General features: G+C 72.4%; 22 protein-coding genes. 8 read left to right on the forward strand and 14 right to left on the reverse strand.

Annotated elements, in window-relative coordinates:
- Positions 1–37: 37 nt before the first annotated feature.
- Genes HTZ77_RS32985 through HTZ77_RS32995 form a run of 3 tightly spaced genes read right to left on the reverse strand, consistent with a single transcriptional unit; the run spans position 38 to position 3,881 of the window.
- On the reverse strand, positions 38–1,147 hold the full coding sequence (locus HTZ77_RS32985; protein WP_328808911.1) for an ATP-binding protein: 1,110 nt from the start codon (positions 1,145–1,147) through the stop codon (positions 38–40).
- A complete protein-coding gene (locus tag HTZ77_RS32990; RefSeq protein WP_175593641.1) occupies positions 1,144–2,523 on the reverse strand; it encodes a DUF5691 domain-containing protein in 1,380 nt (459 codons plus the stop codon). Before HTZ77_RS32990 ends, HTZ77_RS32985 begins: the two co-directional genes overlap by 4 nt.
- Positions 2,520–3,881, reverse strand: coding sequence for an SWIM zinc finger family protein (locus HTZ77_RS32995; RefSeq protein WP_175593642.1), 1,362 nt, complete (start codon positions 3,879–3,881; stop codon positions 2,520–2,522). Before HTZ77_RS32995 ends, HTZ77_RS32990 begins: the two co-directional genes overlap by 4 nt.
- Before the next feature lie 88 nt (positions 3,882–3,969).
- Between HTZ77_RS32995 and HTZ77_RS33000 the strand changes: the two genes are divergently transcribed.
- Entirely contained in the window at positions 3,970–4,506 is a 537-nt protein-coding gene (locus HTZ77_RS33000) for a cupin domain-containing protein (RefSeq protein WP_175593752.1), read from the forward strand.
- 78 nt (positions 4,507–4,584) lie between these two features.
- Positions 4,585–5,586 carry a non-homologous end-joining DNA ligase gene (gene ligD, locus HTZ77_RS33005; RefSeq protein WP_175593643.1) on the forward strand — a complete coding sequence of 334 codons (1,002 nt, stop codon included), beginning with the start codon at positions 4,585–4,587 and terminating at the stop codon, positions 5,584–5,586.
- Positions 5,587–5,589: 3 nt separating this feature from the next.
- Here the strand turns inward: ligD and HTZ77_RS33010 are convergent, their stop codons facing one another.
- Positions 5,590–6,042 carry an Lrp/AsnC family transcriptional regulator gene (locus HTZ77_RS33010; RefSeq protein ID WP_175593644.1) on the reverse strand — a complete coding sequence of 151 codons (453 nt, stop codon included), beginning with the start codon at positions 6,040–6,042 and terminating at the stop codon, positions 5,590–5,592.
- A 94-nt stretch (positions 6,043–6,136) separates the two neighbouring features.
- On the opposite strand from HTZ77_RS33010, the gene HTZ77_RS33015 reads away from it, so the two are divergent.
- A complete protein-coding gene (locus HTZ77_RS33015; protein ID WP_175593645.1) occupies positions 6,137–6,994 on the forward strand; it encodes an LLM class flavin-dependent oxidoreductase in 858 nt (285 codons plus the stop codon).
- A 34-nt stretch (positions 6,995–7,028) separates the two neighbouring features.
- Complete coding sequence (locus HTZ77_RS33020; protein ID WP_175593646.1) at positions 7,029–7,454, forward strand: nucleoside deaminase; 426 nt, start codon at positions 7,029–7,031, stop codon at positions 7,452–7,454.
- A gap of 37 nt (positions 7,455–7,491) precedes the next feature.
- On the opposite strand, the gene HTZ77_RS33025 is transcribed toward HTZ77_RS33020, so the two are convergent.
- From HTZ77_RS33025 to HTZ77_RS45520, 5 genes are all read right to left on the reverse strand, one after another.
- Positions 7,492–8,361: an alpha/beta fold hydrolase gene (locus tag HTZ77_RS33025; RefSeq protein WP_175593647.1), complete on the reverse strand. Its 870-nt coding sequence runs from the start codon at positions 8,359–8,361 to the stop codon at positions 7,492–7,494.
- Between the two features lie 80 nt (positions 8,362–8,441).
- On the reverse strand, positions 8,442–9,461 hold the full coding sequence (locus HTZ77_RS33030) for a cytochrome d ubiquinol oxidase subunit II (RefSeq protein ID WP_328808912.1): 1,020 nt from the start codon (positions 9,459–9,461) through the stop codon (positions 8,442–8,444).
- Between the two features lie 2 nt (positions 9,462–9,463).
- Positions 9,464–10,846 (reverse strand): cytochrome ubiquinol oxidase subunit I, encoded by a 1,383-nt coding sequence (locus HTZ77_RS33035; RefSeq protein WP_175593648.1) that lies wholly within the window; start codon positions 10,844–10,846, stop codon positions 9,464–9,466.
- Positions 10,847–11,004: 158 nt separating this feature from the next.
- The gene (locus tag HTZ77_RS33040; protein WP_205304169.1) at positions 11,005–11,256 is read right to left on the reverse strand and encodes a hypothetical protein; all 252 of its coding nucleotides are present in this window, start codon (positions 11,254–11,256) and stop codon (positions 11,005–11,007) included.
- Between the two features lie 3 nt (positions 11,257–11,259).
- Positions 11,260–11,412 carry a hypothetical protein gene (locus HTZ77_RS45520; RefSeq protein ID WP_205304172.1) on the reverse strand — a complete coding sequence of 51 codons (153 nt, stop codon included), beginning with the start codon at positions 11,410–11,412 and terminating at the stop codon, positions 11,260–11,262.
- Between the two features lie 102 nt (positions 11,413–11,514).
- On the opposite strand from HTZ77_RS45520, the gene HTZ77_RS33045 reads away from it, so the two are divergent.
- Positions 11,515–12,069 (forward strand): AAA family ATPase, encoded by a 555-nt coding sequence (locus HTZ77_RS33045; RefSeq protein WP_328808913.1) that lies wholly within the window; start codon positions 11,515–11,517, stop codon positions 12,067–12,069.
- Positions 12,070–12,089: 20 nt separating this feature from the next.
- Here the strand turns inward: HTZ77_RS33045 and HTZ77_RS33050 are convergent, their stop codons facing one another.
- Complete coding sequence (locus tag HTZ77_RS33050; protein WP_175593649.1) at positions 12,090–12,908, reverse strand: alpha/beta fold hydrolase; 819 nt, start codon at positions 12,906–12,908, stop codon at positions 12,090–12,092.
- A 573-nt stretch (positions 12,909–13,481) separates the two neighbouring features.
- Entirely contained in the window at positions 13,482–14,144 is a 663-nt protein-coding gene (locus HTZ77_RS33055) for a TetR/AcrR family transcriptional regulator (protein WP_205304175.1), read from the reverse strand.
- 120 nt (positions 14,145–14,264) lie between these two features.
- Between HTZ77_RS33055 and HTZ77_RS33060 the strand changes: the two genes are divergently transcribed.
- Both HTZ77_RS33060 and HTZ77_RS33065 read left to right on the forward strand, forming a co-directional pair.
- Entirely contained in the window at positions 14,265–15,947 is a 1,683-nt protein-coding gene (locus HTZ77_RS33060) for an MFS transporter (protein WP_205304178.1), read from the forward strand.
- 378 nt (positions 15,948–16,325) lie between these two features.
- Positions 16,326–16,880 carry a dihydrofolate reductase family protein gene (locus HTZ77_RS33065; RefSeq protein WP_175593651.1) on the forward strand — a complete coding sequence of 185 codons (555 nt, stop codon included), beginning with the start codon at positions 16,326–16,328 and terminating at the stop codon, positions 16,878–16,880.
- A gap of 124 nt (positions 16,881–17,004) precedes the next feature.
- On the opposite strand, the gene HTZ77_RS33070 is transcribed toward HTZ77_RS33065, so the two are convergent.
- The 3 genes from HTZ77_RS33070 to HTZ77_RS33080 all read right to left on the reverse strand — a co-directional run bounded on the left by HTZ77_RS33070 (position 17,005) and on the right by HTZ77_RS33080 (position 19,038).
- Positions 17,005–17,589 carry a GNAT family N-acetyltransferase gene (locus tag HTZ77_RS33070; protein ID WP_175593652.1) on the reverse strand — a complete coding sequence of 195 codons (585 nt, stop codon included), beginning with the start codon at positions 17,587–17,589 and terminating at the stop codon, positions 17,005–17,007.
- A 119-nt stretch (positions 17,590–17,708) separates the two neighbouring features.
- Complete coding sequence (locus tag HTZ77_RS33075) at positions 17,709–18,317, reverse strand: NAD(P)-dependent oxidoreductase (protein ID WP_175593653.1); 609 nt, start codon at positions 18,315–18,317, stop codon at positions 17,709–17,711.
- A gap of 247 nt (positions 18,318–18,564) precedes the next feature.
- A complete protein-coding gene (locus HTZ77_RS33080) occupies positions 18,565–19,038 on the reverse strand; it encodes an anthrone oxygenase family protein (protein ID WP_175593654.1) in 474 nt (157 codons plus the stop codon).
- A gap of 398 nt (positions 19,039–19,436) precedes the next feature.
- On the opposite strand from HTZ77_RS33080, the gene HTZ77_RS33085 reads away from it, so the two are divergent.
- Positions 19,437–20,411, forward strand: coding sequence for an FkbM family methyltransferase (locus tag HTZ77_RS33085; RefSeq protein WP_175593655.1), 975 nt, complete (start codon positions 19,437–19,439; stop codon positions 20,409–20,411).
- Positions 20,412–20,414: the final 3 nt, after the last annotated feature.

The following is a 20,414-nucleotide window of genomic DNA, read 5'->3' on the forward strand; positions in this document are numbered from 1 at the left end:
CACAAGTGGAGCGTCAAGCCCCGCCGGATGGGACAGGTCAGGAGACGTCGCGGCAGGCGCGGTAGAAGTCCTGCCAGCCCGGACGCTCGCGGACGACGGTCTCCAGGTACTCCCGCCACGCCACCCGGTCCGACACCGGCTCCTGCACCACGGTCCCGACGATGCCCGCCGCCACGTCGGCCGGCCGCAGCACCCCGTCGCCGAAGTGCGCGGCCAGCGCGATGCCGCTGGTGAGCACGGAGATGGCCTCGGCCGTGGACAGCGTGCCGCTGGGCGACTTCACCTGGGTGCGGCCGTCCTCGGTGACCCCCGAGCGCAGCTCCCTGAACACCGTCACCACGCGCCGGATCTCCTCCAGCCCCGTGCCCGCGCCCGGCAGCTCCAGCGACCGGCCGAGCTGGTCCACGCGCCGCGCGACGATGTCCACCTCCTCCTCGGCCGTCGCCGGCACGGGCAGCACGACCGTGTTGAAGCGGCGGCGCAACGCGCTGGACAGGTCGTTGACGCCCTTGTCGCGGTCGTTGGCGGTGGCGATCAGGTTGAACCCGCGCCGCGCCTGCACCTCCCGGCCCAGCTCGGGGATGGGCAGGGTCTTCTCCGACAGCACGGTGATCAGCGCGTCCTGCACGTCGGACGGCATGCGGGTGAGCTCCTCGACCCGGGCCACGCGGCCCTCGGCCATGGCGCGCATCACCGGCGACGGGGTCAGCGCCTCGATCGACGGGCCCTCGGCGAGCAGCCGCGCGTAGTTCCAGCCGTACCGTACGGCCTCCTCGGCGGTGCCGGCGGTGCCCTGCACGAGCAGCGTCGAGTCGCCGCTGATCGCGGCGGCCAGGTGCTCCGACAGCCACGTCTTGGCCGTGCCCGGCACGCCGAGCAGCAGGAGCGCGCGGTCGGTGGCGAGCGTGGCGACGGCCACCTCGACGACGCGGCGGGCGCCCACGTACTTGGGCGTGACGCGGTCGCCGTCGCCGAGGACGTAGGTGGTGACCGCCCACGGCGACAGCTTCCAGCCGGGCGGCCGGGGCCGGTCGTCCTCCTTGGCGAGCAGGTGCAGCTCCTCGGCGTACTGCTCCTCCGCGTGGGGACGCAGCACATCGGCGTCGCTCCCCTGGCGGGGACTGCTCACCGGGCTGAGGTCGTTCACGAGAGCTCCTCCATCATGTCGGCGCGGAACCGCAGCAGGGCGGCCACCTGCTGCACCGCCGGCTCGGTCGAGTAACGGGCGGCCGGCTCGGCCAGCGCCGGGGCGACGCGCTCGCCGGCGAGCTTGACCAGCTCGCCGAGGTTCCAGGGCTGGGTGCCGGCCACCTTGACGATCTTGGCGAGGACGGCCGTGGCCAGCTCCTCGCGCCACTGCGGGGACACGCCGCCCAACACCATGATCAACTGGCTGTCGAGGTCGTGCTCCCGCACGAACGCCGCCGCGAGCACCTGCTGCTCCCCCGGCGGCAGCACGGTCAGCAGGTCGGCGATCGGGTCCCAGGCGAACATCGCCCGCGCCCACTCCGGATCGCGCTGCAACAGGGCGGCCCGCACCCAGGCGGTCTTCACCTCGGCGTCCCAGTCGGGGATGCGCAGCGCCAGCAGCGGCGCCGGGTCGGGACCCCAGATCGCCAGCGGGGCGCGGGCGATGACCTGCTGCAGCCACCAGGCCCGCTCACCGATGCCCCGGGGCGGCTTGGTCTTGACGCCGTCGCGCTCCATCGCCCGGTCGCACTCGCGGGGCGGCTCGACGTGCATCACGTCGGCGGCGATGGTGAAGCAGGCGCGGGCGCGCTCGGCCATCCGCCCGGACAGGCGGGAGCCGGGCATCCGGGCCAGCAGGTTGGCGGCCTGCTGGCGGACCTCGCGGCGGCGGTCGTCCAGGGCGTTCTCCAGGAACGGCTCGTCGGCCATGGACAGCCCGTCGGCCAGCACCGTCACGAACTCCGCCCGGTCGTCCGGCGTCTCGCTCGCCCACGTGCTCTCCAGCAGCAGCCGCGCGGCTCCGGGGTCGCCGGCCCTGAGCCGCCGCAGGTAGGCGCGGCGGTCGGCGGGGCTGCCCAGCTCCCAGGTCTCGCCGGTCGGCTCCTCCAGGAGGTACGCCCAGGAGGGGTTGAGCCTGGCCAGCCACCGGCCGCGCCGGCCGGCGAGCACGCCGAGGTGGGCGCGGATGGAGTGGTCGCGGCGGCCGCGGTCGAGCAGCTCGGGCAGCACGTACGGGGGGACCCGGCGGCCGGTCGCCGCCGCGGCGGCCAGCCACTCGGGCAGCAGCCGCTCGTGCTCACCGCCGAGGATCCGCGTCAGCCTCTCGGCGGCACGACGACCGACGGCCTCCTGCTCCTCCCCGGCCGCGATCCCCCCCTCCCCGGCCCCGGCCGACACGCCCCGGCCCTCCCCAGCGTCGGCGGGCGGCGGGGTGAGGAGGCGGCCGGCGCGGCGGCGGGCGACCTGCACGGCCGCGTCGGCCAGCAGGTCTCCGTGGTACGGCCGGCGGTCCGTGCCGACCAGGGCCGTGGAGGCGAGATCGTCCCAGCTCACAGGATCACCACCGTCCCGTCCTCGGCCCACGTGGTCAGCGGCCGCAGGCCGTGGGGCGTCCACTCGGCGGCGACCGTGACCGGCCGCCCGCCGGAGACCGCGATCAGCCGCCACGGGTCGTACGCGCTCCGGTGCAGCGGGAACCCGCCGACACCCGTGCGCCCGGGGACGACGCCGGCCAGCACCAGCGGCCAGGAGTCGGTCCACGGGTCGGCGGCGAGCGCGGCGGCCACCTCGTCCATCGCCTCCTCCGGGGTCACCCCCGGCGGCTCCCCCATCGGGGCGGCGAGCGTGGTCGCGCCGGCCGCCAGAGCCCGGAGGGGGGCGGCGCCCGGGTAGAAGGCCAGGTCGGCGTCCACGGTGGCGCCCGTGACGAACGAGGGGTCGAGGGCCTGGCCCTGCGGGGCGAACGAGAGCACCAGCGCGGGACGTCCCGTGTCGCGCCCCCGCAGCCACACCCGGCGGGAGGTCAGCCGCTCCTGCACCTCGTCGCGCCGCCCCAGCACGTCCCACCGGTCGCGGACGGCCGGGCCGGCCAGCACCTCCTCGCGCATGACCGGGAAGCCCACCCGCGACAGGACCGTCTGCGCCAGCGGGACGGGCAGGTGGGCGCGGCGGCGGTAGGCCACCGCCAGCAGGTCGATCAGGGCGTACTCCTCCAGCAGCCGCTCCGGCCAGTCGTCGGCCGCCCGCGCCTCACGCAGGCGCGACACCGTGCTCGCGACCCCGGGCGCCTGGGCGTCGACGAGCCGTTTGGCCAGGTCGTCCCAGGCGCCGTCGCCGGCCGTGGCCAGCCCTTGGCGGATCTGGTCGGCCAGCCAGCGCTCCAGCTCGGCCAGCCCGGCGGCCACGCGCGCGTGCCGGGCCGACTCCGTCGCCGCGCTCCGCGCGCCCGCCCTGCCGCCGGTCGTCGCGCCCTGCCGTGACTGCCGCGCGGCCTCGCCCGCGCCGGCGCGGGCGGCGCTCCGGTCGCGGCGGGCGAGCCGGTCGGCGACCCATGGCGGCGGCTCGGCGGCGGGCACGTCGCCGGCCGACCAGAGGAGCAGCAGGCCGAGCGCGTGCTTGCACGGGGACTTCCGGCTCGGGCAACCGCACTGACAGGCGGGGCCGTCGAGCTCGACGCAGGTCTGGTACGGCGTCGCCCCGCTGCCCTTGCACTCGCCGAACACCACCGGGCCCTCCTGCCCTCCCCCCGTCAGGGCCTCATGCTCGACGGTGGGCACGGCGGCGGGAGGTGCGGCGGTCGCGACCCCGAGCAGCGGCCACGCCTCGGCCCGCGCCACGCCCTGGGCGGCCTTGCGGGACGGCGCGTCAGGGGCGAGGGCGAGCACCTGGTCTCGGCTCCACCGTTCGATCACCTTGGCACACTAGCCACTCCGGCTGACATTTCCAGCCTCATTGACACCCTAGTCAGAGCCACGCCCGTAGACTCGGCCCGTGGAGCTGATGATCTATCCCGACGGCCCGTCCATCGAGGTCGCGAACGAGGCGGAAGCCCTGGCCAGCGGCCTGGAGGGGCAGCTCGTCCTGGACGGCGCCCGGTTCCTGCGCCGTGACGTCCACGGGGCGCCGGTCGGGTTCGAGGAGCGCCCGCCGATCGCCCGCGCCCTCGACCTGCTGCCCCACCCCGAGGGCGGCTGGTACCGCCAGACCTGGCGGTCGCCGGTGGAGTTCCGGCCCGACGGGTATCCCGGCCCGCGCGCCAGCGCCACGGGCATCTACTTCCTGCTGCAGCCCGGCGAGGAGTCGGTCCCGCACCGCGTGCGGTCGGACGAGGTGTGGCTGTGGCACCGGGGCGGGCCGCTGGCGCTCACCGTCGGCGACGAGACCGTCGTGCTCGGGCCGCTGGTGGAGGAGGGGCAGGTGCCGCAGGCCCTGGTCCCGGGCGGGGTCCGGCAGGCGGCGCGGCCGGCCGGCGACGAGGCCGTGCTGGTGAGCTGCGTGGTGGCGCCGGGCTTCGACTTCGCCGACTTCTCGACCTGAGCCCGTTTTACGGGGACTTGACCCTCCCTGTACCCGCGGCGGACCGTAGCCGTCCGGCGGGCGGGAAGGCCATCGGTCATGGGGCGACTGCCCACCTACCGGCCGATGCTCGCCCAGCTCGGCCCCCTGCCGCCGCCCGCGCAGCGGGAGCTGTGGTCGGCGGAGATGAAGTGGGACGGCGTGCGCGGCCTGGCGTACGTCGAGGAGGGGGCGCTGCGCCTGATGTCGCGCAACGGCCGCGACGTCACGCTCGCCTACCCGGAGCTGTACCCGATGGCCGGGGCCGTGGGCGGGAAGGACGTGGTGCTCGACGGGGAGATCGTCGCGTTCGACGAGACCGGGCTGCCCAGCTTCGGCGCCCTGGCCCTGCGGATGCACCAGCGCCGCCCCATGAGGATCGCCGAGCTGGTCAAGACCGTTCCCGTCACGTACATGGTCTTCGACGTGCTGCACGTCGGCGACCGCAGCACGGTCCGGCTGCCGTACGACGAGCGGCGCGAGCTGCTGGAGGGCCTGGTGCGGCCGGGCTTCCGGTGGCAGACGCCGGTGGCGTTCCTCGGCGACCCGCGCGCGGCGCTGGAGGCCAGCCACCGGCTCGGCCTGGAGGGCGTGGTGGTGAAGCGCCGCGACTCGCCGTACCGGCCGGGCCGGCGCGGCCCGGAGTGGACGAAGGTGAAGAACTTCTCCAGCCTGGAGGTGGTGGTCGGCGGGTGGAAGCCGGGCGCGGGGCGGCGCGCCGGGGGGATCGGGTCGCTGCTGCTCGGCGCGTACGACCCGGGCGGCCGGCTGCTGTACGTGGGGCACGTCGGCACGGGCTTCACCGACGCCATGCTGGAGGCGCTGCGCGCGGAGCTGGCGCCGCTGGAGCGGCCGACCTCGCCGTTCGGGCAGCCGGTGCCGCGCGAGTTCGCCCGCGACGCCCGCTGGGTGGAGCCGCGGCTGGTCGGCGAGGTGCGGTACGCGGACGTGACCGGTGACGGGCGGCTGCGCCACCCCTCGTGGCGCGGCCTGCGCCCCGACCGCGCGCCGGAGGAGGCGCGGACGGAAGGGCTGAGACGCGCGGACACCCGGGCCGGATGAGGCTCAGGCGTAGGGCGCGGACGGCGCCCGGTAGGGCAGCGTCTGGCTGTAGACGACGTTCGTGGTGGTGCTCCCGAACTGCGCGAGCTCGTCCACGATCCGCTCCAGATGTCCCATGGAGACGGCCGCCACCTTGAGCGTGTAACAGTCGTCGCCGGTGGTGCGCAGGCATTCGAGGATCTCGCGGCGCTCGCCCAGCAGCCGGTGCAGCGGCTGGTGCCGGTTGCCCGGGTACTTCAGCCGCACTACCGCCAGTACCGTGAAACCCACCTTGCCCAGGTCGATCTCGGCCCGGTAGCCGGTGATGACGCCCGCCGTCTCCAGCCGCCTGACCCGCTCGGTCGTCGCCGAGGCGCTGAGGCTGACGCGCCGGGCCAGCTCGGTGAGCGGGATCCGGCCGTCCCGCTGGAGCTCGGCGATGATGGCCCAGTCGGTCGCGTCGACATTCTCGGTCATATCCCGAAACTACCGGTGGTTCCACGGCGATGCCGGCGATACGCCAGGAGGATTCCCTTCCGAACCCTCCATGGGGGTGGATAGCGTGGGGCGGGTGCGTATAGGAGTCAATGTCCCGAACTTCGGCCCCGGCACCGACCCCGCCGCCCTGCGCCGGTGGGCTCGGACCGTCGAGGGCCTCGGTTTCGACCTGCTGATGGTCTCCGACCACGTCGTGGTGACGCCCGACGTGGCCGAGCAGTATCCGGCCCCGTTCTACGAGCCGTTCACCACGCTGTCGTGGCTGGCCGGCGTCACGGACCGCATCGGGCTCGGCACGACCGTGCTCATCGTCCCGTACCGCCATCCGCTCCTGGTGGCGCGGATGGCCGCGAACCTCCAGCAGCTCAGCGGCGGGCGGCTGGTGCTCGGCGTGGGCGTGGGGTGGGCGCGGCAGGAGTTCGAGGCGCTGGGCGTGCCGTTCGAGCGGCGCGGCAGGCTGACCGAGGAGCACCTGCTGGCGATGCGGGCCGCGTGGGAGGACGAGGACGACTATCGCGCGGGCCGGATCCCGTTGTGGGTGGGCGGCAACAGCGACGCGGGCATCCGCCGCGCCGTACGGCTCGGCGACGCCTGGCACCCGCTGCGGCGCAGCGTGTCCTGGATCCGGGAGGCGGCGGGCCGGATGGAGGCCGCCGCCGCGGAGCTGGGGCGGCCCGTGCCGGCCCTGGTCCCGCGCGTCCGGCTCCGGCTCACCGACGCCCCGGTCACGGATCCGGACCGGCTCGCCGGGGAGGGCACGCTCGACCAGGTCCTCGGCGACCTGGAGGAGCTGCGGCTGCTCGGCGCGGACACCGTGGTCGTCGACCCGTTCGGCACCGACCCGCGCGAGACCCTGCACCCCGAGGCCGCCTGGCGCGACCTCGCCGCGCTGGCCGCCGCCCGTCCCCCGGCCGCCGCCGCCCCGAAGTGACCGCCCCCTCGTCCGTACGAACGGAGAAGACATCGTGACCAGCGACGAAGAACGTTTCCTGCGCCGGGCCATCGAGCTGGCCGCCGAGGCCCGCGAGGGCGGCGACCCGCCGTTCGGCTCGCTGCTGGTGGGCCCGGACGGCGCCGTGCTGGTGGAGGAGCGCAACACGACCGTCACCGGCGGCGACATCACCGCCCACCCCGAGCTGAAGCTGGCCCGCTGGGCGGCCCGCGAGCTCTCCCCGGACGCCGCGGCGGCCACCAGCATGTACACGAGCTGCCAGCCGTGCGGCATGTGCGCGGGCGCGATCGAGCGCTCGTTCCTCGGCCGCGTGGTGTTCGCGCTGTCCGGCGAGCAGCTCGCCGGCCTCAAACCGCCGGCCACCGCCGCCGGCCCCCTCCTGGAGGGACCCGCCCTGTACGCGGAGGCGCGGGTCCCGGTGGAGGGCTACTACGTCTGACGCCTGCTCAGTCCCCGGCTCCTCAGTCCACGGCTCCTCAGTCCACGGCCAGGTGGGCCTGGAGCCAGGGGCGGAGCGCGGGCAGGACGGCGGGCGGCTGCATGGCGCCGGTGTGGTCGAGGCCGTCCAGCACCCGCACCTCCCAGCCGAGTGACTCCAGCTCGGCCCGCCGGTTCAGGAACGGCCCGGCGATGTCGACGCGGACGCCGCCCCACCGCTGGTCGTACTCGATCACGTCGGCGGAGCCGGCGAAGCAGAGCCGCGGGCAGGTGACCCGGTCCTGGACGGCCCGGTCGTCGAACCCGCGCAGTCCCTCGTACAGCGTGACGAACTGCTTGGTCTGGTCGGGGCTCATCGTCACCTCGGCCTTCGACCAGTCCCCCGGCTCGGCGGGCTCCGCGGGCTCCGCGGGGGCGGCGGGGGCGGCGGGCTGCTCGGGCGAGGCCATGGCGTGGGTCGCCATGGTGACGGCGAGCATCTCCGCGTACGGGCCGCCGATCGGCGGATAGCCGCCCATGACGAGCCCCGACAGCCGGTCGGTGCGGATCGCGAGCTGGAGGCCGCTGAGCGCCAGCCAGGAGTAGCCGTAGTACGCGAACCGCCCGGCGCCGGCGGCGTCGGCCACGGCCAGCAGGTCGGCGGCGACGTTGGCGGGGGTGAGCGTGTCGGCCTTGGGGTCGGCCAGGACGTGGTTCTCGTAGTCGAACGCGACGACGCGGAAGGCGTCGGCGAGCCCGTCGATGAGGGTGCGGCCCAGCGCCGGGTCCACGCCCCACTTGCGCATCTCCTCCGCCTTCGGGCCCTCGACGGGGCGGGGGTTGACGGGCAGGAGCACGGTGGGGCCGTCGCCGCTGATCTCGATGTCGAGCGCGGCCCCGTCGTGCAGCTTGGCCGTGGTGGTCGTCATCCGCTTCTCCCCTGATTCCTTATGCCGTAAAGAGTTGTCGGGAGTAGAGGATAGCTTATGGCGTAAGGAGTTGGCACGGGTCAGGGCTCGGCCCGCTCCCGGCCCGCGGTGTGCTCCCGCTGGAACGTCGCGTACAGCCACCACAGCGACGGCACCAGCAGCACCGCACCGACCGCCAGCGAGCCGAGGCTCGCCGCCAGCACGGACGTGGTGGCCGCCGCCTCCCGCAGCGTCACGCCGGGCAGCAGCACCGGGTACTGCCCCACGCCCCACCCCCACAGCAGCCCCACGACGGCGAGCGCCGCGGTGATGCGCACCTCCCGGTAGCGGCGCAGCCACAGCAGCGGCAGCGACGCCACCCCGGCCACCACCGACAGCACGAGGAACGGCAGCGCGCGCCCGCTGGTCAGCTCCGCGAACAGCCCCGGCGCGTCGGCGTGCAGCACCAGCAGCCCCGCCGCCGACAGCACGCCCACGACCACGCCCGTCACCAGCGCCCGGCGCCTGAACTCCTCCGCCAGGTCGGGTTGCCCGGTGCGCTCGGCGTCGCGGGTCAGGTAACAGGCGGCCAGGTAGGCGGCGGTGCCCACGGCCAGCGCGCCCGCCGTCAGCGACGTCGGGTTGGCCCAGCTCGTGACGAGGTCGCCGCGCGCGATGCCCGGCGGCACCCGGCCGGAGGCGATGGCGCCCGCCGCCGTGCCCAGGAAGAACGGCGTCACCACGGACGAGAACGCGAACGTGGCCCCGAACAGCCGTTGCTGCCAGAGCCGCGTCGACGCCTTCCGGAAGGCGAAGGCCGCTCCCCTGGCGATGATGCCGAGCGCCGCGAGCGTCAGCGGGACGTACAGGGTGGAGGCGACGGCCGCGAACACCGAGGGGATGCCCGTCCACATCAGCACGATCACGAAGATCAGCCACACGTGGTTGGCCTCCCAGACGGGGCCGATGGAGTGCTCCACCAGCTCCCGCCGCCGGCGTCCCGTCCCGGCCCCGCCGGACAGCAGGTCCCACACGCCGCCGCCGAAGTCGGCGCCGCCGAACAGCACGTACGCGGTCAGCCCGACCCACAGCACCGCGAGCATGATCTCTGGCAGCCCCACGGTCAGACGACCTTGTAGCCGGCGACGTCGGGCTCCTGCGGCGCGATGGGCACCGGCACGTCCCGCGCCAGCCGTCTCAGCACGTACACGGTGGCGACGGTCAGCACCACGTACACCGCCGAGACCAGCGCGAAGCCGTACACCAGTCCGGGCGCCGGATTGACGGCGTCGACGGTGCGCAGCACGCGGAACACGGTCCACGGCTGGCGCCCCACCTCGGTGACGACCCAGCCGGCCTCCAGGGCCACCACCGCCGCCACCCCCGACACCGCCGCGGCGCGCGCGAACCACGCCGTGCGCGGGATGTCGCGCCGCCGCCACCACGACACGGCCAGCCATGCGGCGAGCAGCAGCAGCGCCGAGCCCATGCCCACCATGATCTGGAAGCCCCAGTGGACGACGTTGACGGGCGGCCGGTCGGCGGGCGGGATCACGTTCAGGCCCTGGATGGCGGCGTGGGGGTCCCAGTGGGCCAGCAGCGACAGCCCGTACGGGATCTCCAGGGCGTACTTCAGCTCGCCGTCGACCGCGATGCCGCCCAGGTGCAGCGGCACCCCGCGGCCCGAGGCGAACACGCCCTCCATGGCGGCCAGCTTGACCGGCTGGTAGTCGGCCACGAAGTGCGCGGCCCAGTCGCCCACGCCGATCTGGAACGGCGTGACGATCGCCGCCACGGTCATCGGCAGCAGCAGCCCCAGCCGGTGGTAGCGGTCGCGCCGGCCGCGCAGCATCGCCACCGCGTACACGCTCGCCATGCCGTACCCGGCGACCATGAACGCCGCCAGGATCATGTGCACGGTCTGGGGCGGCGTCGCCGGGTTGAACATCGCCGCCCACGGGCTCACGGCCACCACCTTGCCGTCGCGCAGCGCGAACCCGGTGGGCTGCTGCATCCACGCGTTCGCGGTGACGACGAAGAAGGCGCTGGCCACGCCCGCGAGGACGATCGGCACGCCGGACAGCAGGTGCTTGCCGGGCGACAGCCGGTCCCAGGCGTACAGGTAGACGCCGATGAAGATCGCCTCGATGAAGAACGCGATGCCCTCCAGCGAGAACGGCAGCCCGATGACCTCGCCGTACGTGCCCATGAGCCCCGGCCACAGCAGGCCCATCTCGAACGACAGGATGGTGCCCGACACGGCGCCCACGGCGAACAGCACGCCCATGGCCTTGGCCCACCGCCGGGCCAGCAGCCGGTAGTGGACGTCCCCGGTGCGGTGGCCCCGCCACTCGGCCAGCAGGGTGATCGCCGGCATGCCCACCCCGAGGCAGGCCAGGACGATGTGCCAGCCCAGGGAGAGCGCCATCTGCATCCGCGCGGCGCCGAGGTCGGCCGGGGTGGCGGGCCCGGCGGCGCTCACGGCGGCGAGAAGGGGAGTGACCATGTGTCATCTCCTGCTTGGGAACCGGGACCGGGACCGGTCCCTGGCAACCCGATCCCTATCCCCACCCAGGACGGACGACACCGGCACGCACCGCTTTTTGCCCTGTACTGCGAGAGCTCAGTACTCCGAGAGGAGGAACACCTCCGTACCGGCTCGATCTACCCGGCGGCGGGCCACTCGTGGTGCGGAGGCAGCTCCCTGAGCGGGGCGGAACGGTCGCGGCCCAGAACGACCTCGGTGTCGAGATCGGCCTGGTCGATCTGGCGGATGAACTCGCGGCAGCGCCCGCACGGCGGCAGCACGTGCAGGACGCCCTCCTCGCTGCGCCAGACCGCCAAGATCCGGGCGACGCGCTGCTCTCGGGCGGTGACCATGGCGGCGATGGCCGCGTGCTCGGAGCAGAATCCCATGCCTCAGGGCGTGTCGACGCACACGCCGGAGTAGAGGCTGCCCTGGACGGTGACCAGGGTCGAGGCCACCTGGCCAGAGGTCATGTGACCTGACTCGCGCCGGTGCAGCACCGCCTGAGCCGAGGCGATGAGGTCGTCGTTCGAGAGCAGGGCCATGCGACGGACCGTACCCTCCTTTCCGCGGGACGGCTTTCCGCGGGACGGCGCGGTCCTGCGGCTGCTTCGTGACGCGCGTCCCCTGAACCCGACCCACCGGAGGTGGTTCACCTGATCACGCCCGACGACTTCGTCGTGATCACCGGCGGACCCGGCGCCGGCAAGACCACGCTGATCGAGGCCCTGCGCGCCGCCGGTCACGCCTGCGTCGCCGAGGCGGGCCGGGCGATCATCCGCGACCAGGTCGCGATCGGCGGCCGGGCCCTGCACCAGGGCGACACGGCGCTGTTCGCCGAGGTCATGCTGGCCTGGGAGATGCGCTCGCACCACGAGGCGCGCGCCCTGCCCGGCCCGGTGTTCTTCGACCGCGGCGTCACCGACCTGGTCGGCTACCACCTCCTGCTGGACCGCCCCGTCCCGCCCCACGTGTCGGCCGCCGCCGGCCTCTTCCGCTACCACCGCCGCGTGTTCGCCGCCCCGCCGTGGCCCGAGATCTACTCCCACGACGCCGAACGCCGCCAGGACCTCGACGAGGCGGTGCGGACGCACGACGCCATGGTGGAGGCGTACGGGCGGCACGGGTACGAGGTGATCCCCCTGCCCAGGGCGGACGTGGCCGCCCGCGTCGCCTTCGTCCTGGAGCGCCTGCGCCGCTGAGGAGCCACGCCGGCGGTGGGTCAACGCTTCTCGATGAAGGCGAGCAGGTCGCCGTTGAGCTGGTCGCGGTGGCTGACGAACAGGCCGTGGCCGGCGGTCGGGTACTCGTGGTAGACGGCGCCGGGGATCATCTTGGCGGTGCGGCGGCCGGTGACGTCGATGGGCGCGGAGAAGTCGGCCGCACCGTGGATGACCAGCGTGGGGAGCTTGATCTCGGGCAGGGTGGCCCGGTGGTCGAAGCTCACCACGTTGCGCTGGGCCTGGCGCACCGCCCACGGCGAGACCTCCAGGCACTGGCGCATGGTGAAGTCGACCTGCGCCGGGGAGACGTCGTTGCCCAGGTGGGTGGCGAAGAACGCCTGGGCCTGCCGGGCCAGCCACTTGGGCCGGTCGGCGTCGAGCGCGGCGATCGACGCGTCCAGCAGGGCGCCGGGGATCCCCTCGGGGTTGTCGTCGGTCTGCCGCATGAACGGCAGCATGGCCGAGATGAGCGCGATCCGCTCGATCCGCTCGTCGCCGTGCCGGTGCAGGTACCGGGCGATCTCGGCGCCGCCCATCGAGTGGCCCACCAGGATCACGTCGCGCAGGTCGAGCAGCTCGATCAGCTCGGCCAGGTCGTCGGCCGCGGTGTCCATGTCGTAACCGGTGCTGGGACGGTCGGAACGGCCGTGGCCGCGGCGGTCGAGGGCGATGCAACGGTAGCCCTGCTCCACGAAGTACGGGATCTGGTACTCCCACATGTCGGCGCAGAGCATCGCGCTGGCCACGAACACGATCGGCCGGCCCTGGCCGTAGTCCTCGTAGGCCAGGCGGGTGCCGTCATTCGTCGCGAAGAACATCTCGTTGCCCCTTATGTGGTGGTGCGGGTGGGTGTTGGTGCTTATGGGACTAGTTTTGCGTGGTGGAGGTATGCGTGCCAATTACGCGCCAGGTAAGCGGCTGGCGCTCTTCGGTCGTCGCGCCGAGGCGCACGGCTATGGGCGGTCGATCGAGTGCTGTCCCTGCGGCGCCCCGCGCCCCCGCGCCCCTGCCTCCCTGCGACCTTGCGTCCCTGCGGCGTTCCACGTCCCCGCAGCCCTGCGTCCCTGCGTCGCCACCCCCGCAGCCCTGCGTCCCTGCGGCGTCCCACGTCCCCGCAGCCCTGCGCCCCCGCGTCGCCACGTCCCCAGTCCCCACGTCCCCGCAGCACTGCGCACCCACATCGCCGTGTCCCCACATCGCCGTCTCGCCGCGTCACGAGCAGCCACGTCGGAGCAGCATGCACGCGAGTGTGCGGCGGCCGGGCTGGGCGGCGGGCGCTTGACCGGCGTAGGGTCACGCCTGCGCCCGAGCCGATCATGCGCACACGGGCATACGGGCATACGGGCATGGATATGCAGCACATAGGCGCATGGGTGGCCACGTGGTCAAGGTCACGATGATGGGCCGTAGTGGGAGAGGAAGACCTCGACCGCCGAGGTGACGACCGGCGTCAGCTCACGTTCGTCGAAGGCCCGCTCAGGCAGCATGGTGCGGACGAGCTGGGGCGCGCCGATCGCCATGGCGATGAGCTGGCGCGCGGCGAGCGGCGCGTCGGGAACGTGCAGGCGGCCCTTGACGTGCAACTTGGCCAGTTCGTCCTCCAACGGACGGTTGAGCTGGTCGTCGGTGATCTGGAACCACAGCCGTCCCAGCTCGGGGAAGCGGCCGATCTCGCCGATGACCAGCCGCCGCAGGCGCAGCAGGTCCTCATCCAGCAGGGCACGCGCCCAGCGGCCCAGGTAGCCGCTCAGGGCGGCCCGCAGATCGGGCGACCTGGACATCTCACAAGGAGGCGTACCGAGCTCGGCGTAGGCATCCCTGAGCGCGCCCCCGATGACGGCCAGAAAGAGCCGTTCCTTGTTGCCGAAATGGCTGTAGAGCGTGGGTTTGGACACCTTGGAGCGCGCGGTGATCGCGTCCATGGAGGCGGCGGCGTAGCCGACCTTGAGGAACTCCTCGCGGGCCGCCTCGATGATCGCCTTCCTTCGGCCCACCGATGCGCGTGCGGGCACGGCGACGATCGGAATGCCGTCCTGGTCCACCTCGTCCGTCATGGGGACGAGCATAAACTACACCGTTTAGTTGCGATGTACGCCACTCTCTGTTGACCTCAACCGCACTTGCGGTTCTAGCGTTCTGACTAAACGGTTTAGTAAAGATGTGGGAGTGGAACCATGCCATCAGCACGACGACTAGGTCCGGCGCTCGCCTTGCTGGCGTTCGCCCAGTTGATCGTCTCGCTCGACTACAACATCGTCTACGTCGCACTCCCCGCGATCGGCGCCGATCTCGGTTTCTCCCCGCAGTCCCTGCAGGTGGTCGTCAGCGCGTATGTCGTCGCCTTCGGCGGGGCCCTGCTGCTGGGCGGCCGGATGTCGGATCTGCTGGGCCGGCGCCGCATGTTCGTGCTCGGGCTGGCGCTGTACGGAGTGTCGTCGCTCGTGGGAGGGCTGGCCGGCACTCAGTGGGCGCTCGTGGCCGCCCGCGCCGTGCAGGGACTGGGCGGGGCCGTCCTCTTCCCCGCCACCCTCTCCCTGATCAACACGATCTTCGCCGAAGGCGCCGCGCGCAATCGCGCCCTGGGCGTGTGGGCCACCGCCGGCGCGGTCGGCATGACATTGGGTTCGCTGCTCGGCGGCCTGCTCACGCAGGCGTTCGGCTGGGAGTCCGTCTTCTTCGTCAACGCGCCGATGGCCGGACTCGCCATCGTGCTCGCCTTCCCGCTGATCACCCCCGACCAGGCCCGGGCGGCGCACCGCCGCTTCGACGTGCCCGGCGCCCTGACCGGCAGCATCGGCGTCACCGCCCTGGTGTTCGCGCTCGTCCGAGGCCCGGAGGCCGGATGGGGGTCGGTCCCGGTGGTGATCGCGGCGGTGCTCGCCGCCGTGGCGCTGGCCGCCTTCATCACCGTCGAACGCCGCAGCCGCGATCCGCTCATGCCGCTGCGGCTGTTCGCCAACCGCCACCTGAGCGCCGGGATGGCCACCATGTTCCTGTTCATGGGGACGTTCGGCAGCCTGCTGTACTTCCAGACCGTCTACTTCCAGAACGTCCACGGCTACAGCGCCCTGCAGACCGGACTCGCCTTCGTGGTTCCCATGGTCGCCGTGCTGGTCGGCTCCAACGCGGGCGGGCGCCTGGTCACCCGTCTCGGCGTCCGCGCCGCCCTGACCCTGGGGTCGGTGCTCGGCGCGGCCGGGACGCTGCTGCTCGCCCTGCCGATGAGCCCTTCCGGTTCTTTCCTCACCCTCGTTCCCGGCCTCGTCATCCTCTCCCTGGGCCAGGGCGTCGCCTACACCACGATGTTCGCCGCCGCCTCGATCGGCGTCGCACCCGAGGACCAGGGCATCGCCTCGGGCATGGCCTCCACCGGCCAGCAGGTCGGCTCCGCCGTCGGCCTGGCCGTCCTGGTGGCCGTCGCCAACGCCGGCACCGACGGCCTGACCGGAGCCGCTCTGCGCGCGGCGACCAGCGACGGCCTGCGGACGGCCGTCCTCATCGCCGCGGCCGGCATCGCGGGACTGGCCGTGCTGGCCACCGCCTTCAAGCGCGCATCCACCAGGCACACGCCCGTTGAGAGCACCCCGGTCGAGAGCACCCCCTTCCAGAGCACCCCGGTCGAGAGCACCCCGGTCAGGGGCACGCCGTTCGAGAGCACCCCGGTCAAGGGCACACCGTTCGAGAGCACGCCGTTCGAGAGCACGCCGTTCGAGAGCACGCCGTTCGAGAGCACGCCGTTCGAGAGCACGCCGTTCGAGAGCACGTCGTTCGAAGGCACGTCGGAGACGGCGTCGTCGCTCGATGCTGGTGGCACGAGCGCCGAGCGGCTGGATGCCGACGGATCGCTGATGTCGTAGGCGGAGAAGCCGCTTCGACGTCGCCGAGCCGCTGTGGGGGTGTGGGTGGCCCGTTGCGGAGATGCGCCTGCTCGATCAGAAACAGGATCATGATGCGATCTCCGCTCGCGGGCCGCGTGCCTGCCCCGGCCCCGGCGACGTTGATCACTACCGTGTTGATCGGCGTCCTCGCGCGCACGGGCTGCGCCGGCCACGACGACACCGACATCCTGGACGGCCGCTGCACTTTCGGCCCGGAATTCATCCTGAGCGGCCTGGCCCGTCCAGCACGACCTCAGTCGATCAGGAGAAGCATAGGTTGGGTGCCCAGCCTGCGATGAGTTCCGGCGCTCCATCAGGTCTCCACTCCGGTACGCGCCCACGACCAAGGAGGAGTTCATGGGCAAGGTCATCTACTGGATGAACACCTCGATCGACGGTTATATCGAGGATCCTGACGGTGGCATGGACTTCCTGGACCCGGCCGAGGACTTTCACCAGGCGGCGAACGACGAGGTGCGCCGGATCGCGGCGTTCCTGTTCGGGCGGCGGCTGTACGAGGCGATGGAGAAGCCCTGGACGCAGGACCTCGGCGGGGAAGGCGCCCCGGCCATCGAGCGGGAGTTCGCCCAGCTCTACAAGCAGACGCCGCGGTACGTCTTCTCCGACACCCTCCAGACCGTCCCCGATGGGGTCACGATCGTCCGTCGCAAGGACGCCGTGTCCGTGGTGACGCGTCTCAAGCAGGAGATCGACGGCACCCTCCAGCTCGGCGGCCCCGAGTTGGCAGCCTCCCTGCTGGACCTGATCGACGAGTTCTGGGTATGCGCGTTCCCCGTGATCATCGGGGGCGGGAAGCCGTACCTGCCGGTTAAGGAAGAACTGCGGCTGCGCCTGGTCGAGCACCGTTCCTTCGCGTCGGGAATCATGTTCCGGCGCTACGTGCGCCCCTGACCGACCAGGAGCGGGCCCGGGCGTACCCACGAGGGGCCAGTGGCAGTACGCCCGCGCATGCCGCGTCACCGCTCCTCGCCAGGCCGACCAGACGATCCGGCGGATCCGGCAGATCCGCCGTCCGCTACGAGGTGACCGTCCTCGTCGCTGTCATCGAGGAAGGGCTGCGATCAGCGGCATCGAGAGCGATCCAGTAACGGCGCTTGATCCCGATCTCGGTGCTGCGCACGTCTTCCAGGACACCGCCGTTGCGTTCGATGGTGCGCGCCGAGCCGAGGTTGCCGTCGTCACAGGTGAGCAGAACCCGGTCCAGACCGAGCGCCGGCGCCTTCCGCAGAACCTCTCCCAGCGCCCACGTGGCCAGTCCGCGCCTTCGTGCGGAAGGCCGAATGCTGTAGCCGATGTTTCCGCCGCCTTCCAGCAGAAAGGCGTTCACATAATGTCGGAGGTCGATGGCTCCGAGGTAGCTCTCGCCGTCGGCGATCCACCAGTGGGTGGCGTGGACGCGCCCTTCTCCGACAGGCATCGACCGGTCCGACTGCCGGCGCAGTCGCTCGACCCACGAGGCGAACCCTTCCGGGCTGTCGAGGTCGTCGTCACCGACCAGACGCAGGCCGGCGCCGTCCTGGTGGGCACGGGGCTGCCACTCGTCCCGCGCCGCTAGCCACGAGGAGTGCAGCCGTTCCGTAGGAGCGATCAGTTCGGTCACGCGAGGGACGATAACACCCGCATCCCTACATGATCAGTGCGGCGAGTGAGCGACCACAGCCTTGATCCACCTTCGCCACGCAGGGCTTTCAGATCGCGACCATGCTCTTGTGAGGCCACTCAGCGGCCGTGGATGTTGACGGCCACGCCGCTCAGATGCGTCTCCTGGGCGATGTCCAGCAGGGTGCGGGCCACGTCCGCCCGGGTCAGGGCGCGCGGCCTGGCCAGCAGCCCGCGGTGGATCGCGACCGCGCCGGTGGCGGGCCGGTCGGTGAGCCGGGTCAACCGGGCGATGGTCCAGTCGAGATCGCTGGCGCTCACGGTCTGCTCCAGGTCGCGGGCGTCGGCGTACGGGGTGGCCAGCAGGCGGCGGAGCAGCCACATCAGCGGGTACGGCCGGCGGGCGACGATCGGATAGGGCGTGGTGACCACGAGCCTCCGGACTCCGGTCTCGGTCATGGCCTGGATGACGGTGCGGGTGGCCTGGGCGGCGCGATGCGGGTCGCCGCTGTCACCGCCGTTGATGATGGAGATCACCGCGCCCGCGCCCGCGACGGCCGTCCGCATCTTCTCCAGGTCGCGGCCGTCGCCCTCGACGACGGCGTGCGGCTCGACCGGCAGGGCGGCGGCGTCGCGGGTGAAGGCGGTGACGCGATGGCCGCGACGCAGGGCCTCGGCAAGAACGTGGCGGCCGGTGCGGCCGGTGGAGCCTATGAGGGTGACGTTCATGGGTTCGCCGTCCTGGTGAGAGTGACGTTCATGGGTTCGCGGTCCGGGTGAGGGAGTCGACGGGGCGTACGCGCCCGTCGGGAGCGAGCTGGGCGTGGTGGAGCGGGCGGCTCGATCGCCGTCGAGCAGCGTCGCGTGCAGGTCAGGCGGTCCGCGATCGTGGCGGGTCCTCCTCGCTGAAGGCCGGCTCGTACGGCGATCGCGTCAGAAAGGCGCGGAAGTCATCATGGCCATGTCTTCGCGCATTTCAGGGGGTGGCGGGACGGGGTACGACGGCGGCGGTGACGATCAGCACGAACGCGGCCAGCGCGGTCAGTGTGCGCAGGGTGTGGAACAGTTCCCAGCGCTGGAAGATCTCGGCGTAGCCGTCCGGGACCGTGCCGGCGGCCCACTTCCGGAAATGCGCGTGCAGGGGGACGTTGCCGAACAGAGTGATCAGCAGTGAGGCCAGCGCCAGCGCACCGGCACCGAGCGCCAGCCTGCGCGCCCGGTCACGGCCGGCGATCGCCAGGCCGAAGGTGGTGATGATGGCCAGCGCCATCGCGCTCTGCATGACCGGCTCGTTGACCTTCATCATCGTGATGTGGAAGGTCAGGCGCACATCCAGCGGAACGGCGTCGAACGTCGGGACCACATTGGCCGCGCCGTAGCCGAACGCCCCCGCGAGCAGCCCGGTGGCGAGCAACGCCGCGCCGTGGATGTAGCTGACTGGGGTTCTCATGACCGGTAATCGTCGGCCATCCGCCGCTCCGAGGCGTCCCCGTGGAGGGTCATTCGCCTCTACCGCACCGGGATCAACGACCGGCCCGCGACTGCGACACCGGGAGTAGTCACGACTACGACATCACCGGGATGGGTGCTCACGGCTTTCAGGCCGCGAGCGGGTCCATACGGCCTCTGGCCATGATCGTGGTGATGCGCCAGGAGAGCGAGCGCAAGCTGCTGGAAGCTTCGGCCGAGGCGACCTGCCATCAGAGGCCGGACGCGCTTGCCTGAGCCCGTTGGGATATCGCACCGCAACCGCAATCACCTGACCAGAAAGCGGGAAATTCACGAACCACGGCGAGCGTGACCGAATCTACCGACATTCGGTTGATCGGCTTGGTAAGTTTTTCCGGCATGTCCCTATCCACGAAGCGACTGCGGCAGACCATCGCCATCGGGATGATGCGCGCAGCCAGGGCGGCGAGCAGGAACCGGTTGACCCGCACCGTGCTGAGGGGCCGTAGCGTCCGGCGTTTCCCCCTGGTCAACCGGCTCTATCACGCGGTGTTCCGGATCGGCGTCGCCGCCGGAGATCGAGACGTCGAGGCGCGATACCGGGGCGTCGTGCTGACCGGCCCGATGTGGGACGCGACGATCATGCCGTCGATCTCGGGTGGATATTACGAGGAGTTCGAGGTCGGCGTCTTCGAGCGACTCGCCTCGGTGAGCCGTTCCATGGTCGACGTCGGAGCGAACATCGGCGCCTACACCTGCACGGGCGCCGCGCGGTTACCCCGGGACGGCATGTTGATCGCGTTCGAGCCCGCGCCGGAGAACGCCGCCTACCTGCGGCGCAACGTCGAACGCAACGACCTCGACGCCCGCGTGACCGTGGAGCAGATGGCCGTCGGGGCCGCGCCCGGCGAGTTGACCGTCCACCTGTCGGGCGAGCAGTCCGGCAAGCACTCGGCCGCCGCGGCGAATGTGGGGACGTCTGCCGGCGCCGTCACCGTCCCCATGACGTCGATCGACGCCTACCTCGACCGCAGCGGCCTCGGGCCGCCCGACGTCATCAAGATCGACGTCGAGGGGTACGAGGGATTCGTGCTGCAGGGCGCGGCTCAGACCCTGACCGCGGCGCCGACGCTGCTGTTCGAACTGCACCCCGAGCTCCAGGCGAACTGCGGCGGCGACGCCGGCGACCTGCTCGACCTCGTCTTCGCCCACTACCACTGGGTCTTCCTGGTGGACGAGCTGGCCGGCGTCCTGCGCTTGTGCACGCGAGCCGACCTCGACGCTCCTGACACGATCGGCCTGTACCGCTCCAACCTCGTGGCCATCGGCCGCCAGGAGCACCTGGACGCGGTCCGGCAATGGCACGACCTCTAGGAC

The organism is Nonomuraea montanisoli (assembly GCF_013363975.1).
GTDB classification, from domain to species: Bacteria; Actinomycetota; Actinomycetes; order Streptosporangiales; family Streptosporangiaceae; genus Nonomuraea; species Nonomuraea montanisoli.

Excerpts from the sequence above, each read along its gene's own strand:
- HTZ77_RS33000 (WP_175593752.1), top strand. The coding sequence starts at position 3,970 with ATGATCTATCCCGACGGCCCGTCCATCGAGGTCGCGAACGAGGCGGAA.
- ligD (WP_175593643.1), top strand. The coding sequence starts at position 4,585 with ATGGGGCGACTGCCCACCTACCGGCCGATGCTCGCCCAGCTCGGCCCC.
- HTZ77_RS33010 (WP_175593644.1), bottom strand. The coding sequence starts at position 6,042 with ATGACCGAGAATGTCGACGCGACCGACTGGGCCATCATCGCCGAGCTC.
- HTZ77_RS33025 (WP_175593647.1), bottom strand. The coding sequence starts at position 8,361 with ATGACGACCACCACGGCCAAGCTGCACGACGGGGCCGCGCTCGACATC.
- HTZ77_RS33035 (WP_175593648.1), bottom strand. The coding sequence starts at position 10,846 with ATGGTCACTCCCCTTCTCGCCGCCGTGAGCGCCGCCGGGCCCGCCACC.
- HTZ77_RS33040 (WP_205304169.1), bottom strand. The coding sequence starts at position 11,256 with ATGGGATTCTGCTCCGAGCACGCGGCCATCGCCGCCATGGTCACCGCC.
- HTZ77_RS45520 (WP_205304172.1), bottom strand. The coding sequence starts at position 11,412 with ATGGCCCTGCTCTCGAACGACGACCTCATCGCCTCGGCTCAGGCGGTG.
- HTZ77_RS33050 (WP_175593649.1), bottom strand. The coding sequence starts at position 12,908 with ATGTTCTTCGCGACGAATGACGGCACCCGCCTGGCCTACGAGGACTAC.
- HTZ77_RS33055 (WP_205304175.1), bottom strand. The coding sequence starts at position 14,144 with ATGACGGACGAGGTGGACCAGGACGGCATTCCGATCGTCGCCGTGCCC.
- HTZ77_RS33060 (WP_205304178.1), top strand. The coding sequence starts at position 14,265 with ATGCCATCAGCACGACGACTAGGTCCGGCGCTCGCCTTGCTGGCGTTC.
- HTZ77_RS33065 (WP_175593651.1), top strand. The coding sequence starts at position 16,326 with ATGGGCAAGGTCATCTACTGGATGAACACCTCGATCGACGGTTATATC.
- HTZ77_RS33075 (WP_175593653.1), bottom strand. The coding sequence starts at position 18,317 with ATGAACGTCACCCTCATAGGCTCCACCGGCCGCACCGGCCGCCACGTT.
- HTZ77_RS33080 (WP_175593654.1), bottom strand. The coding sequence starts at position 19,038 with ATGAGAACCCCAGTCAGCTACATCCACGGCGCGGCGTTGCTCGCCACC.
- HTZ77_RS33085 (WP_175593655.1), top strand. The coding sequence starts at position 19,437 with ATGTCCCTATCCACGAAGCGACTGCGGCAGACCATCGCCATCGGGATG.